This window comes from Vibrio sp. D54, assembly GCF_021728075.1.
GTDB lineage: Bacteria > Pseudomonadota > Gammaproteobacteria > Enterobacterales > Vibrionaceae > Vibrio > Vibrio alginolyticus.
The window spans coordinates 1-13366 of the sequence record NZ_JAKKCS010000003.1 but is presented as its reverse complement, the minus strand read 5'-3'; the positions used below and the strand labels follow the sequence as shown (position 1 = coordinate 13366).

General features: G+C 43.0%; 8 protein-coding genes and 1 pseudogene. 6 read left to right on the top strand and 3 right to left on the bottom strand.

Annotated features, from left to right (window positions below; translation table 11 throughout):
- Window positions 1-17: 17 nt before the first annotated feature.
- On the bottom strand, window positions 18-1583 hold the full coding sequence (locus L3V37_RS04645) for an arylsulfatase (protein ID WP_130546076.1): 1566 nt from the start codon (window positions 1581-1583) through the stop codon (window positions 18-20).
- Window positions 1584-1969: 386 nt separating this feature from the next.
- Between L3V37_RS04645 and L3V37_RS04640 the strand changes: the two genes are divergently transcribed.
- Window positions 1970-4300 (top strand): tetratricopeptide repeat protein, encoded by a 2331-nt coding sequence (locus L3V37_RS04640; protein WP_130546077.1) that lies wholly within the window; start codon window positions 1970-1972, stop codon window positions 4298-4300.
- A gap of 47 nt (window positions 4301-4347) precedes the next feature.
- On the opposite strand, the gene L3V37_RS04635 is transcribed toward L3V37_RS04640, so the two are convergent.
- Entirely contained in the window at window positions 4348-5136 is a 789-nt protein-coding gene (locus tag L3V37_RS04635; RefSeq protein WP_047100658.1) for an SUMF1/EgtB/PvdO family nonheme iron enzyme, read from the bottom strand.
- A 178-nt stretch (window positions 5137-5314) separates the two neighbouring features.
- Between L3V37_RS04635 and L3V37_RS04630 the strand changes: the two genes are divergently transcribed.
- From L3V37_RS04630 to L3V37_RS04620, 3 genes are all read left to right on the top strand, one after another.
- On the top strand, window positions 5315-6640 hold the full coding sequence (locus L3V37_RS04630; RefSeq protein ID WP_130546078.1) for an anaerobic sulfatase maturase: 1326 nt from the start codon (window positions 5315-5317) through the stop codon (window positions 6638-6640).
- A gap of 53 nt (window positions 6641-6693) precedes the next feature.
- Window positions 6694-7779, top strand: a complete 1086-nt coding sequence (locus tag L3V37_RS04625) for a hypothetical protein (RefSeq protein WP_130546079.1) — start codon at window positions 6694-6696, stop codon at window positions 7777-7779.
- A gap of 170 nt (window positions 7780-7949) precedes the next feature.
- On the top strand, window positions 7950-8948 hold the full coding sequence (locus L3V37_RS04620) for an HAD family phosphatase (RefSeq protein ID WP_130546080.1): 999 nt from the start codon (window positions 7950-7952) through the stop codon (window positions 8946-8948).
- Window positions 8949-9054: 106 nt separating this feature from the next.
- Here the strand turns inward: L3V37_RS04620 and L3V37_RS04615 are convergent, their stop codons facing one another.
- Window positions 9055-10572 carry an arylsulfatase gene (locus L3V37_RS04615; RefSeq protein WP_130546081.1) on the bottom strand — a complete coding sequence of 506 codons (1518 nt, stop codon included), beginning with the start codon at window positions 10570-10572 and terminating at the stop codon, window positions 9055-9057.
- Between the two features lie 250 nt (window positions 10573-10822).
- Here L3V37_RS04615 and L3V37_RS04610 point away from each other — a divergent pair, with 250 nt between their 5' ends.
- Together L3V37_RS04610 and L3V37_RS04605 are read left to right on the top strand one after the other, a co-directional pair.
- The gene (locus L3V37_RS04610; RefSeq protein WP_237305920.1) at window positions 10823-12259 is read left to right on the top strand and encodes an arylsulfatase; all 1437 of its coding nucleotides are present in this window, start codon (window positions 10823-10825) and stop codon (window positions 12257-12259) included.
- Between the two features lie 152 nt (window positions 12260-12411).
- A pseudogene (locus L3V37_RS04605) lies at window positions 12412-13366 on the top strand (RTX toxin); the annotation flags it as partial.

Sequence of the window (13366 nt, the reverse complement as noted above, 5' to 3'; positions counted from 1 at the left end):
ACTAACGTTAACTTGACTTACTTAAACTTGCTGATTTCTTGTTCAACTTTGTCTAGTTGTTGCAGCTTCTCTTGCATTTTTAGAGAGTCGTAGTTTAGTGAAGCAGGGTTCATCGCTGTGCCACGTTGCATTGGGTATTCTGGAAGTGTTTTAAAGAACTCTCCCACAACGTCTTGTACAGGTACAAATAGCCACATGTTGTCAGCCATCCAACGCAAGTACATTTGTGATTCGCTTGGGCCTTTTTCGAATGGGTCAGCGCGTAGGTGGATGATTTTAGGCCAGTTCGGAGCAAAACGAACTGCGTTACTTAGGTTCCCTTCAAGCGTTGCAAAGTGAAGTTTCCAGTCATTCCAGCGGACAGCGTTTAATTCACCATTAGACGTAAAGTAAAGCAGCGACTCACGAGGGCCTTTTTCTTCCTTACCTTCAAAGTATGGCATGAAGTTGTAACCATCTAAATGCACACGCCATTCTTTGCCATTTGCTTTGTAGCCTTCTGCCAGTTTTTCTTTTACATCAGGTACGCCAGCAGCTGCCAATAATGTAGGCAACCAGTCTTGGTGTGCCATCATTTCATTGATCTTGGTTCCTGGCTTAATTACGCCTGGCCAACGAACCAGTTGAGGAACACGCATACCGCCTTCCCAAGTTGTACCTTTTTCACCATGGAATGGTGTTGCGCCACCATCTGGCCAAGTCATGGTTTCTGCGCCGTTGTCCGTTGAGTAGATAACGATAGTGTTGTCGGCAACACCTAGCTCATCCAGCTTGTCGAGTAAAACACCTACATGATCATCGTGTTCCAGCATACCATCGGCATAAATGCTTACACCTGATTTGCCTTGGTATTTTTCCTGCAAGCGAGTCCAAACGTGCATACGAGTGGCGTTATGCCAAATAAAGAAGGGTTTATCCGCTTTAACTGCTTTTTCCATAAATGCCAAAGAACTCTCTAGGAACTCTTCATCTGCGTGCTCCATACGTTTTCGTGTCATCGGGCCAGTGTCTTCAATCTTACCGTCGGCATAAGACTTAATGACACCACGAGGGCCATAGTTTTTACGAAACTCTGGGTCTTTAGGGTAGTAATAAGTTTCAGGCTCTTCTTCTGCGTTTAGGTGATATAAGTTACCGAAGAATTCGTCAAAGCCGTGTTTGGTCGGTAAGTGCTTATCTTGGTCACCTAAGTGGTTTTTACCAAATTGACCCGTCATGTAACCTTGTTCTTTTAACAGATCTGCAATGGTTGGCGCCCAATCAGGTATACCGTGGTCAGAGCCTGGCATACCAATTGTTAACAAACCCGTACGAAATGGCTCTTCACCCGTAATAAAGGCCGCGCGACCAGCAGTACAAGACTGTTGTCCGTAGTGATCTGTGAACAACGCACCTTCATTCGCGATACGGTCGATGTTTGGCGTTTTGTAACTCATCATACCTTGGTTGTATGCGCTGATATTCCAGTAGCCGATATCGTCACCAAAAATTGCCAGTATATTCGGTTTGTCGGCTGCTATAGCAGCACTAGACGCCGCTAACAGTCCTGCGCCTACAGCGATTTTGCTCAATTGATTTGCCATAAAAACTCCAGATTGTTGAGAGTAAAGATAAGCACAAGTGAGCCTTATGCTTAGTTGCTGCATAAGTTAATGATGTATATAGAAAAATCCTCTTATACTCGATATAACCATAAGTTATTGCTAGGTTGTAACCATTTGTTAATTAAGAATAAATAGGATTGTTTTGTTAGTTTATAGAGATTAGTAAAGTAGATTTAGATCACTGAAGAGCCTTATTTAAATGAGTAGTAGAAGAGGGGGTGGAAGTGAAAAACAATAGGATGCTCGCTTGTTTTACGGCCCAAAGCAATGCTCTCGTTGTTATGTATTGCTTGTAATTATTTGTATAACCAGTGATTTATTGTCTATATTGACTTACGTTGTACATTATAAATATAAGGGTATCTATGAGTCAGTGGGCAGAGCGGTGTTGCATTTTATTGCTAGTTAACCTTGTCTTCAGTTTTATGGCTTTTTCTCAAGAGTTATTGACAGAGAAACCAAATATTCCCTCAGGCTTAAATCCAGAATATGCTGGCACACAAGCTTGTGCAGAGTGCCACCAAAACGAGGTAGCGGCCTGGAAAGGGTCACATCACGATATGGCCATGAAGCATGCAAGTACAACTTCTGTGCGTGGTGATTTTGATAACCATGTTGTAATGCACAAAGGAATGCCTAATCGCTTTTTTAGAAAAGGCGATGAATATTGGGTCAACATTCAAGGTGCTGACGGGCAATGGCATGACTATAAGATCAGCTATACATTTGGCTGGGAGCCATTACAGCAGTACATGGTCGAGTTTGAAGATGGCCGCGTGCAGCTTATTCCTTTTGCTTGGGACACAAGAGCTAAAGTTGAAGGGGGACAGCGTTGGTTTCATCTTTATCCAGACACGACAACAACGGATGAATTCTATTGGACCAATACCGGGCAAAATTGGAACTTCATGTGTGCTGATTGCCATTCAACGAACCTAAAGAAGAATTACGACGCTGACAAAAACACTTACAACAGCTCATGGTCAGAGATTAATGTGGGATGCGAAGCATGCCATGGTCCCGCTAGTCAGCACATAGAACTGGCCAAGAAATACAAAAATGCTGGCACTTCTTTTGAGCATGACAGCCATTATGGCTTTGATCGAAATTTGTCTAAAGCAGTGTCGGATTGGGTGTTTGAGGAAGGCCATAGTACGTTACAGCCGAAATCAATTGAAGCAACCAATCAAGTGCAAACATGCGCTCAATGCCATAGTCGCCGAACCCAGTTAAATGAAACAGGTGATCATGTTAAAGGTTCCTTTTTTGATAAATATCGCTTAAGTCTTATAACACCTGAACTCTACTATCATGATGGACAGATTTACGACGAAGATTATGTTTATGGTTCGTTTCTTCAATCTGAAATGGCGGAGAAGGGGGTCACGTGCACTAATTGTCATGATCCACACACGGCAGAGTTAACGATCCCAGAAGAGGCAGTATGTTCGCAATGCCATATTGCATCGGAATATACACCTGAAAAGCATACCTTTCATAAGGCTGGATCTGAAGCATCGCAATGTACGACTTGTCACATGCCAGAAACGACTTACATGCAAGTCGATCCTCGTAGAGACCACAGTTGGCATATTCCACGACCGGACTTGAGCAAACATATTGGAACGCCCAATGTTTGCATGTCATGCCATGAAGATAAAAGCAATCAATGGGCCGATGAACAGATAGCAGAATGGTACCCGAATTCGAAGTATCGTAATCAGCAACATTTTGCTGTCGCATTTTATGCGGATTCAATTGGTCATCAAGGAGCAGCAAATGCGTTGGCATACTCTGCTCAGGATTCGTCGTTAAAAGACATTATTCGTGCTTCAGCCCTAGAGAGAATGGGGGGCAATACTGACCAAAATACAACAGTATCTTTGGCTAGGGCCGTTAAGAATGAGAATGAAATGGTTCGATTAGGGGCAATTTCAGGCTCGTCTGGTTATGAATTTCATGATCGGTGGCGGATTCTAGAGCCATTGCTTGGTGACCCGGTGCTTTCAGTGAGAGCGGAAGCTGCCTCGGTGCTGGTAGCGAACTACGCACAAATGACCCCTTTACAAAAAGATATCATTAAATCGCCTTTAGAAGAGTACATGGAAATTCAAGAGTTTAATGCCGATCGTGGTTTCGGAAGAACCAATTTGGCGAATGTGTACCGCAGCTTAGGTGAAATCGACAAAGCGGCCGAGCTGTATAAACAAGCGATCAGCATCGAACCCTATTTCGAAAATAGCTACGTTAACCTAGCAGATTTGTATCGCCACCTAGGTAAAGAAGAAGCTGCGATCACGGTGCTACAACAAGGGATGAAAGCTCAACCTAAATCCAGCACATTACCATACAGCGCAGGTCTTTCTTTGTTACGTCAAGGCAAAGCCGATGATGCGAAAAAGCTACTTAGACGCGCCGCAGAAGTTGGTGAAACTAATGCGCATTATTGGTACGTGTACGGTCTAGCTTTAGAAAAAAGCGATGTTCTAGAAGCAAGTAAAGCGTTGCATACAGCATTTGAAGTCGGTGGCAATCCACAACACTTGTTTGCTCAATGCGAGGTTCTAGCGAGAAATCATAAAAAAGGTGCTGTCGCTTTTGCTTTCGATAGGTGCATACAAGAGCTTAGTCACTATGCACCTAAACAAGCTATTGATCAGCTTAAAGCCTCTATTGTTGGGGTCAATAGGAGCTAATTACCAAAAGTGGAGCTTTTATCGCTCCACTTTTTTTCTTACTTAGTTTAATCAGCGTCTTTCGCTAATCTCAGCCCCATGTCGGACATGATGACTGACTGGCTAGCAAAATCGCGACGATAGTTTTCGGATTCGTCAGCATCATAGGCAAAGCTACCACCTCGTACAGACTTGTGTGCAAGGCTTTCTTTTTCATCTTTTGCGTTTACCGGATTATCACTTGGTGCCGATTTGTAATAGCCTTCATCAAAGGCATCAATAACAAACTCACCAACATTACCCGTCATATCGTATAAGCCAAGCTCATTCGGTTTTTTCTGACCTACCTTGTGTGCTTTATTGTTTGAGTTACTGGCATACCAGGCAACGTCGTTAATATCATCAGACCCCGCGTAAGTGAATCCTTGACTTAGATTCCCCCCTTTCGCTGCAAACTCCCATTCTGCTTCGGTGGGTAAACGATAGTGCTCTCCCGTTTTTTCATTCAATTTCTTTATAAAATAATTGGCTTGTTGCCAGCTAATGTTATTTACGGGCGTATTTGGGTTTCTAAAATAGCTCAGAGAAGATCCTGTAACCGATTCGAATAACTCTTGGGTTACCTCAAATTTTGCCAAATAGAAATCTTCCACGCGAACGGTGCGGGCCGGGCGCTCGGATTTATTTGCTGATGGATTATCCGAGCCCATCGTAAATTGTCCGCCTTCAATAAGAACCATATCTTGATCGATTTTTTGAGCAAGAGGGCTAGGTTGTGTTGTTGCACATCCAGTCATAATTAGCGAAATCGAAATAGCGGCACCAAGGTAAAGAGTATTACTTTTGGAATGCTTCATAGGGGAGCTCCATCAACATTTATGATCAAAGAATTTTATCAGGCAAGTCTATGAAAAACAGTTATACACACTATAACAAGCGCCACGAATAATTGAACATTATCATCACACTAGGCGATTAACTTAATGATTAGTCTTAACGTCGTTGGGCACAGGCTAGCAACTAAGAAGGTGATGAATGCACATAACTCAAGGTCCGCAGTTCAATGGGAAAGCATCCAAGCGATTACATGTCATGGCGAAACCTATCGGTGCAGTGTGCAATATCGATTGCACCTATTGTTATTACCTAAGCAAACAAGATTTACTTGAGTACAAGCCAGGCTGCTCACCAGTCATGGATGAGGAAACGCTAGAGACCTATATCCGTCAATATATAGCGGGACAGAATACACCTGAAATCATTTTCTCTTGGCAGGGTGGTGAGCCGACAATGCTAGGTTTGGATTATTTCAAGACAATTGTTGAGCTACAGAATAAATACCGTCCCGATGGTATTACGATCTCCAATGATCTCCAGACTAATGGCACACTGCTTAACGATGAATGGTGTGAGTTTTTAAAGGCGAACAACTTTCTCGTCGGTTTAAGCATTGATGGCCCAGAAATGATGCACAACGCTTATCGAACAAACCGAGCTGGTAGAGGCACATTCCGGCAAGTTATGAATGCGGTTGAACTATTACATAAGCACGAAGTAAAGTTTGCTACGCTCACTTGTGTTAACAACTTGACCAGCCGTAACCCACTTGAAGTGTACCGATTCTTGCGAGATGAAGTACGCTCCCCTCAAATGCAGTTTATTCCAATAGTTGAGCAGAAAACATTCAGAACAACCGCCCCTCAAACTTGGGAGCCAAACGAGCAACTAAAGCAAGGAGATAAACGGCTGATCCCAGGTCATAAAGATGCCGTTGTTGAGCCTTTTTGCGTTGCGGATGAAGCATGGGGAAATTTTCTGATCGCGATTTTCAATGAATGGGTTTTACACGATATCGGCAACGTGTTTGTTCAGTACTTTGAAGCCAGTATCGAAACCTGGATGGGCAGAAAAAACCCACTGTGTACGTTAGGTGAAATCTGCGGGAAAGGCTTAGCAATGGAGCCTAATGGTGATGTGTTTGCGTGTGATCATTACGTGTACCCAGAATATAAGGTTGGAAACATTCATCACGAAAAGCTCGATACGCTCGCTTATAGCTCTGAGCAGCAGAAATTTGGGTTTGCTAAAAGTCGTACGCTGCCCCAACAGTGCCTTCAATGTGATTATCAATTTGCATGTTTTGGAGAATGTCCCAAAAACCGTTTTATCCGTACTAGGCAAGGTGAGCCTGGTCTTAATTATCTCTGCGCGGGTTGGAAGAAGTTTTTTACCCATGTTGATCAGTCGATGGCGTACATCTTACGAGCGACAGGTAACCCAGTGGTTCACGGTAAATACAGTGACCAGATTCTACGCCAGCAAGCTACTCAAACACAGACTGTGTTTGAAACGAAGTTTTAAGATAGTCACTACGCCTGCTACAGGCCCGGAAATGAAAGAATATAGGTTATTGAATGCAAAAAATTAAGCTGCTCTCTAAATCATTACTCGTGATCTCGATCGGCATTGCTACGAGTCAAGCCGTGGTGGCACAAGAAACAACATTGCTAGACCCAGATCAAGTATCGCCGACAACGGTTGTCACTCCACAAGAAGCTCAAATGACACCGGCGCAACGAGTCGAAAAGCTGTCTTATGATGCGCAAAATAAAAAGTTGTCTTCAGAAAAACGTATTGATGCTTTACGTGAGTTAGCCAACTATCCAAGCCAAAATGCATTGGTTGCAGTTGCGCGTGGGTTGCAGGATGAAGATGCAGGTATTCGCGAAGCTGCGATCGTGGGAGCACAGCCATATATGATTGAGCACCGTTGGCGTTTGATTTCACCATTATTGAGTGATGACGCCGCCATGGTGCGAATTACAGCAGCGATTAACCTCGTTCGAGATTACGCCAATTTGAGTTCAGAGCAACAGCAGTCACTTGAAGGGCCTGTTTCAGAGCTGACAGCACACTTGTCCAGTAAGAACGATAATGTTTCCAAGTTATTACTTGCAGACGTTTACCGTTGGCATCGTGATTGGGATAAAGCGGCGCTGATATACCCAGAGTTAACTAAGCTTGAGCCAAACAACCCTCAAGTTTGGTTAAGCTACGCAGACAACTTCCGAGCGCAACAGCTAGACCAAAAAGCTATCAACGTGCTTGACGAGGGTATCAAGCTAAATTCAGAAGATGCCTCGCTGCATTATTCTAAATCTCTCGCTTTGGTTAGATTAGACAAAAAGAAAGAAGCGGCGTTTGAAATAGACAAAGCTGCGACGATGGCAAAGACGAATAGTTACTTTTGGTACTTAAATGGTGTTCTGCAAGAAGAGTTAGACTTGAAGAGGTCTGTCAACGCTTTTGAGCAAGCGTATTTGATATCTGGTGCTCCAGAACAACTGTATGCCGTGTGTGACATCTATGTCCGATACGGTAACCCTAAAACGGATGACTGTTTAACAGAGCTAAAGAAGGTCGCTCCCGACTATGTTATTGAAGAGCTCAAAAAGAAAGGTAAAAATAAGATTTCAGCGACAAGAAAAAGCGAATTGTGAGGCTGAAAAAAGTCGCCAATAGAGGGTTATTCAGCATGCGTCTCTTTAATCTACACGACACTATGACATAACTTTCTCTTGGTGTTTACCTTTAGCCGTTCTCTCTGTTTTCGATCCTCGACTATACTTTCAACTGGGTCATATTTTGTACGTCAATATAAGGAATTAAGATGGCTATAAAGTTAAAGGCGATTGTCTTAGCAACAGGTTTTGCTCTGTCTAGTTACGCTGTTGCTGCTGATATGCAAGATCCACTTCCGTCATGGAACAACACTGACGCTAAGCAAGCTATTATGGCGTTTGTTACGAAAACAACGACCCAAGGTTCGGATTCCTATGTGCCTGAAAGCCAACGAATCGCGACGTTTGATAATGATGGAACACTTTGGGCAGAAAAGCCTGTTTATCTACAGTTGTTTTTTGCGATCGATAGAGTAAAAGAAATGGCCTCTGAGCATCCTGATTGGAAGACAACCGAACCCTTTGCTTCCGCATTAAAAGGTGACATGGAGGGGATTGGTAAACAAGGACTCGAAGGTGTAATGAAGCTTGTTATGGCAACCCATTCTGGAATGTCTACTGAACAGTTTCATCAAGAAGTTAAGGAATGGTTGAAAACGGCTGTCCATCCAACAACGGGTAGACCATATACTGAAATGGTCTATCAACCTATGCTCGAACTGCTCGACTATTTAAGAGCGAACGACTATCAGACCTACATCGTTTCTGGAGGCGGTATTGAATTTATGCGCGTTTGGGCGCCGGAAGTATACGGCATTCCAACGCAAAACATCGTGGGAACGACGTTAAAGGCGGAATATCAAAGTGTTGATGGAAAACCTACCATCCTACGCATGCCGGAAATAGACTTCGTCAATGACAAAGCAGTAAAGCCTGTGACGATTCAAAACTTTATTGGCAAACGTCCGGTAATGGCGTTTGGTAATTCTGATGGTGATTTACAGATGTTAGAGTGGACGAAAGCAGGTTCAGGTCCAAGATTTTCTGCGATTATCCATCACACGGATGACAAGCGCGAATGGGCGTATGATAAAGATTCTCATGTTGGTAAGTTAGATAAATCGTTTAAAGTAGGTGAAGAGCAAGGTTGGCTATTTGTCGATATGAAACAAGATTGGAATCAAGTGTTTAAAGATAGTACCAAATGATAATCTTTGTTTGACCATAACTTGCTGCAACCAAACAATTGCAACGAAATAAAAGGCCTCACAATTGAGGCCTTAGTTAATTCCACAGTAGCTTCGATACCTAGGGCTAGTTTCTCGGTTGCTGTGTCATTGTTTCTACCACTTTTTCAATACTTAACGAGCTACCTTTTGTTGCAGGGAATTCCTTAAATGTCTCTAGGAACTTACGCACGATAGCTTGAGCAGGAACGAACATCCACATTTGATCAGCGTAAAAATGTCTGACGTAAAGTGCTGCATCTGGACCGACCTCGAACGGGTCCATACGAAGGTTTACAATCAAAGGCCAACTAGGTGTTTTGCGGTATGCCTCATTAATGGCACCCTCCATAATACTGAAGTGGATCTTCCAGTCTTTATAACGAACGGCGTTTAAATTACCACCGGCATCGAAGTAAAAGATTTCTTTTCGTGCGCCTTCTTCAGCTTTACCAGTCAGCAAGTCAAGTTGGTTGTAGCCATCTAAATGTGCTTTAAAGGTTTTTCCCGCTGCTTTATGACCCTTCAATAATTTTTCTTTCACATCAGGTTCGCCCACAGCTGCGAGTAGAGTTGGCATCCAGTCTTCTTGTGAAAAGATATCGTTGATAACCGTTCCTGGTTTAATGTTTCCAGGCCAGCGTACCATCATCGGAACGCGGAATCCGCCTTCCCAAGTCGTACCTTTTTCGCCCTTGAACGGTGTAGTACCACCATCTGGCCAGGTAAATTTCTCAGCGCCATTATCGGTACTAAAAACAACAATGGTGTTATCTGCTACGCCTAGCTCTTCAAGTTTATCAAGCATGACACCTACTTGATCATCTAGGTCCATCATGCCATCGGCGTATAAGCCGTAACCTGACTTCCCTTGATATTCTTCACTCAAATGTGTCCAGACGTGCATACGGGTTGAGTTATGCCAAATAAAGAATGGTTTGTCTTCTTTTACTGCTTTTTCCATGAAGGCCAAGCTAGCATCCATGAACTCTCGGTCTACGTTTTCCATACGCTTACGAGTAAGGGGACCTGTGTCCTCGATTTTGCCATCCGCAGTCGCCTTCAACACGCCTCGAGGTCCGAATTTTTTACGAAACTCTGGATCTTTTGGGTAAAACTCAGACTCAGGCTCTTCTTCCGCGTTTAAATGGTATAGGTTACCAAAGAACTCATCAAACCCATGGTTAGTTGGTAGGTGCTCATCTTGATCACCAAGGTGGTTTTTACCAAACTGACCAGACACATAGCCGTGATTTTTAAGTAACTCTGCGATAGTAGGATCTTTCGATTGAATACCTTCTTTTGCACCAGGCATACCAATAGTCAATAGACCGGTACGAAATGGATGTTGACCCAGAATAAATGAGGCTCGTCCGGCGGTACAACTCTGTTGTGCGTATGCGTCTGTGAAAATGGCACCTTCATTGGCGATTTTATCAATGTTAGGAGTCTTACCTCCCATCATACCATTGTGATATGCACTAATGTTGTATACACCGACATCGTCACCCCAGAACACAAGGATGTTGGGCTTATCGGCAGCAAAGGCTGTGGACGCAGCTAATGTTCCGACCAATGCCATTACCTTTTTAATCGAGTTTCGCATGAAAATCCTCCGCGAGAAATGAATCCATTACCGTTATATAACGTTACTAATTGTGTTCATCATGGTGAGGCCGAGTGAGATGACTCCAAATGATGAGACAATGTAGTTAATTGAATATAGTAGAGGTTTTTTATTACATCCAAGTAATCGCCATCTTTATAAAATGTTAATTATTATGAGCTAGACTTTAGTATGTTTTAAAAGTGATAAGACCGACTTTCAGGATTAAATTTCAATTAAAGGTAACACTATGATAAAAAAACTAGCAGCTATCTTGTGTCTATCCATTTCGTTAGAAGTGGCTGCGGAAGAGACACCAAATGTCGTAGTAATGTTGGTTGATAACCTTGGGTGGGGGGAATTAAGTTCCTATGGGAGTACCAGAGGTGTTGAAACCAAAAACTTAGATCAACTTGCTAGAGAAGGTGTACGCCTTACTAATTTTAATGTGGAACCGCAATGCACACCAACTCGCTCCTCATTCATGACGGGGAGGCGAGCGCTTAGATCTGGGACAGATAAGGTTGTTTGGGGAGTGCCTTACGGTATGGTGAACTGGGAAATAACCATTGCAGAGAAGTTTAAGGAACAAGGATATAACACGAGCCTTTACGGGAAATGGCATTTGGGAGACCAAAAAGGGCGCTTTCCAACGGATCAAGGCTTTGATGAATGGTATGGCATTGCAAATACGACGGATGAGTCAGAATATAGCTCTCAACCCGGTTATAAAGCTATATTACCTAAACCTCAAATCCTTTCAGCTAGAGCAGGGCAGGACCCTAAAGGGGTCAAAGAATATAATTTGGACTCGCGTAGAACGATTGACAGTGAACTAGTTGAACATGCCACAGATTTTATAAATCGAAATGTGAGAGAGAATAAGCCATTTTTCTCTGTAATTACTTTTACTCAACCACATTTACCGACGCTACCTCATCCTGATTTTATTGGTAAAACAGGCAAAGGAAATTACTCAGATGTGTTAGCTGAGATAGATTTTCGAGCTGGGCAAGTTATTGGTGCAATAGAAAAAGCAGGAATTAAAGACAATACACTAGTGATTTGGTTTTCTGACAACGGTCCAGAATGGCATATGCCATACCAAGGCTCTAGCGGACCATGGCGTGGTGCGTACTTTACGGCGCTTGAAGGCTCTCTCCGAACACCATTCATTGCCTCTTGGCCTAACCATATCAAACCGGGCAGAGTGAGTGATGAAATTATCCATGTTGTGGATCTATTTGCCTCACTTTCTCATGTCGGTGGATACAAATTACCAAGTGATAGAACTATAGATAGTATTGATCAGTGGGCCTTTTTAAAGGGAGACGTTGAAAAGTCTAATCGAGATGGTTTCATCGTTAACAATGGCTCTGACACCTACGCTTATAAGTGGGAAAATTACAAGATGCACTTTATTGATCAAGATATCATGCCGGAGAAAGGGCGCCCATTACAGATCCCTGAAATATACAATTTGATTGATGACCCTAAAGAGGAGTTTGATTTAAGAAATAATGCCACATGGTTATTTCCTATCATGATAGGAAAGAGAGTAAAGTTTGAATCTTCCGTTGCAACAAGCTGCGATACGATTCCTTTCCCTGCTCCCTTTGGATATAAGCCCGATTGTAGCAAGGGGAATTTCAATCAATTTCCAGTGGATGGGTTACGCCAGAAGTAGTTTACCCCAATGGCTCTTTCTCGCGTACATGAGGTATATTTTTGGTTCAATATCTCATTAGAGGTATTTAGGGCCATGTTTTTTCTAGTTTCATTTGAACAGTCACATTCGTCGACCATACTTAAAGTTAGTTGTTTTATATGGGTCGAATTATGCAGCCAATACTCTACATCCAAATCGGTAATGTTCTTTGGGCGATTTTAAGTGACGGTTCTTGGGTCCAAATTCCGTCCAAAGAACAATTAGTTCCAGAAGTAGAGGTGGTTGTTCTTAATGCCGAAGCTCTCGATATTGCATTTGATGAAGATACAACAAGTGAGGATGAATCGAGTTCAAATGATATCTTAATTGCATCTCAAAACGGTATTGAATCCACTTTTAATCAGAGCGTTCGAGATTTTAGTGAGTCTTCTGATGGGTTAAGTTTTGTTGCCTATATTCGCGCTGTTTTACCTGAGCAACTCGTTTCTAATGGCTATGTTACTAGGCCAGCAGTGCAAGAAACAGAGAGCCGTATTTCTGAGAGTCAAGCTCCTGAGCGGTTGAACCCCGATGCTACATTAACGGTGGATATTCTTGATGGCGGTGATGGATACGAAAACCAGTTTGAAGTTCCTAGTGTCACGATTCAAGGTGACGCACTCAAGATAAGCGATGAGTGGCTTGTTACTATCACCATTACCGACAGCCTCAATAATTCCATTACTGTTACAACGACCGTAGAGAATGAGGCGTATACCCTATCAGGCGTTGATCTGTCTTCTCTTGTTGAAGGGCTGCTCACGGTGACATCTGTGGTTTCTGACATTTATGGCAATAACCTGAACGCCGTCGATACGACCATTAAAGATACGCTTGCAACGGTGAACGTCAATTTCGATGGTGGAGGCGATGAATATTTAAATCAGTACGAAATCGCGACTACTCGCCTCGAAGGGACGATTGAAAACATTGAAGATGGCCAGCGTATCCAAGTTACGGTAACCGACTCGTTAGGAGCGGTCATAAACTTAGAAACGGTGGTGACTGGTGGAAGTTGGTCTCTGGACGACGTTGACCTTTCTGGATTGTCTGAAGGTACGCTGACAGTTGTTGCTGAGAGTATTG

Coding starts and splice junctions, on each gene's coding strand:
- L3V37_RS04645 (WP_130546076.1), bottom strand. CDS start 1,583: ATGGCAAATCAATTGAGCAAAATCGCTGTAGGCGCAGGACTGTTAGCG.
- L3V37_RS04640 (WP_130546077.1), top strand. CDS start 1,970: ATGAGTCAGTGGGCAGAGCGGTGTTGCATTTTATTGCTAGTTAACCTT.
- L3V37_RS04635 (WP_047100658.1), bottom strand. CDS start 5,136: ATGAAGCATTCCAAAAGTAATACTCTTTACCTTGGTGCCGCTATTTCG.
- L3V37_RS04630 (WP_130546078.1), top strand. CDS start 5,315: ATGCACATAACTCAAGGTCCGCAGTTCAATGGGAAAGCATCCAAGCGA.
- L3V37_RS04625 (WP_130546079.1), top strand. CDS start 6,694: ATGCAAAAAATTAAGCTGCTCTCTAAATCATTACTCGTGATCTCGATC.
- L3V37_RS04620 (WP_130546080.1), top strand. CDS start 7,950: ATGGCTATAAAGTTAAAGGCGATTGTCTTAGCAACAGGTTTTGCTCTG.
- L3V37_RS04615 (WP_130546081.1), bottom strand. CDS start 10,572: ATGCGAAACTCGATTAAAAAGGTAATGGCATTGGTCGGAACATTAGCT.
- L3V37_RS04610 (WP_237305920.1), top strand. CDS start 10,823: ATGATAAAAAAACTAGCAGCTATCTTGTGTCTATCCATTTCGTTAGAA.